The sequence below is a fragment of the Homoserinimonas sp. OAct 916 genome (assembly GCF_003260275.1).
Classification (GTDB): Bacteria; Actinomycetota; Actinomycetes; order Actinomycetales; family Microbacteriaceae; genus OACT-916.
This window is the reverse complement of record NZ_QJHB01000034.1, coordinates 1-1,267: the sequence shown is the minus strand read 5'-3', so window position 1 is coordinate 1,267 and position 1,267 is coordinate 1. Positions and strand designations below refer to the sequence as shown.

Below are 1,267 nucleotides of genomic sequence, written 5' to 3'. Positions count from 1 at the left end.
TGGCCTTGACCCCGTTGGGTGGACGCCATTCAAGAGAGAATGTTCATTATGGGAAAGACACGTCGGGAGTTCACTCCTGAGTACAAGGACGAAGCCGTGAAGCTGGTGGTCAACACCGGGAGGCCGGTGGCGGTCGTCGCCCGCGAGCTCGGTATCAACGAAGCGTCGCTGGGCCGGTGGGTTAACAGTTTCAAGGCCCGCAACGAGACCGGTGAGAGCGCCGTCACCGAGTCCGAACGGGCCGAGCTGCTGCGGCTACGGAAAGAAAACTCCGACCTGAAGATGGACAGGGCGTTCCTAAAAAAAGCGTCCATCTTCTTCGCCCAGGAAGCCTCGGATACGAACGGCAAGCGTTCGAGCTGATGCTGGCGGAGAAGAACAATTTTACGATAACCCGTATGGTGCGCCTGCTGGAGGTTTCCCGATCCGGGTATTACGCCTGGCGGGGCCGGGAGCCCTCCGCCCGGGCGATCCGGCGGGAAGGCATTGAGCAGAAAGTGGTCTGGTTCCATGGCGATTCCGACGAGGTTTACGGGTCCCCGCGGATCCTCGCCGACCTGCGCGCCGATGGTGAGACCATCTCGCGCAAGACTGTCGCGAAAACGATGCAACGCCTCGGACTGGTCGGTATTTGCCCGAAGAGGTGGAAGACCACCACGATCATTGACCATGCCGACGCCTATCCCGGTGATGCGGTGAAACGGGAGTGGGACACCGGGGCGTTGAACCAGGTCTGGGTCGGCGATATCACCTACCTGCGCACCTGGGAGGGCTGGGTGTATTTGGCGACCGTGATCGACGCGCACAGCCGCCGGGTGATCGGCTGGGCCATCGCCGACCACATGCGCACCGACCTGATCCAGGACGCCCTGACGATGGCCCTGGTGCTGCGCGGCGACAGGCCAGCGCGGGTGATCTTCCACACGGATCGCGGCACCCAATACGCGTCGGCGCAGATCACCGCGTTCGCTGCCGCTAACGGCATCACCCGCTCGATGGGATTGACCGGTATCTGCTGGGACAACGCGCTGGCGGAGAGCTTCTTCGCGACGTTGAAGACCGAGTTCTACTACCGCCGGGTTTGGCCCACCCGGGCTCGCGCGACCCGCGACGTCGGCGCGTGGATCGAGGACCGCTACAACCGGCATCGCAGACACTCCTCGATCGGGAATGTCAGCCCCGCCGACTTCGAACTGCAATACTCATCACAGACCGCGGAAGTTCAACTCGCCGCTTAACCCGTGTCCACCAACCGGGGGCAAGGCCA

At 62.9% G+C, this 1,267-nt stretch carries 2 protein-coding genes; both read left to right on the top strand.

Annotated features, from left to right (window positions below; translation table 11 throughout):
* The first annotated feature begins 48 nt into the window (after positions 1–48).
* Positions 49–363, top strand: a complete 315-nt coding sequence (locus DL891_RS16540) for a transposase (protein ID WP_157962589.1) — start codon at positions 49–51, stop codon at positions 361–363.
* Entirely contained in the window at positions 360–1,238 is an 879-nt protein-coding gene (locus DL891_RS16535) for an IS3 family transposase (protein WP_232819240.1), read from the top strand. The genes DL891_RS16540 and DL891_RS16535 overlap by 4 nt, the downstream gene beginning before the upstream one ends.
* Positions 1,239–1,267 lie beyond the last annotated feature (29 nt).

Bases quoted from the DNA above. Each gene is read 5' to 3' on its own strand.
- DL891_RS16540 (WP_157962589.1), top strand. From the start codon at position 49: ATGGGAAAGACACGTCGGGAGTTCACTCCTGAGTACAAGGACGAAGCC.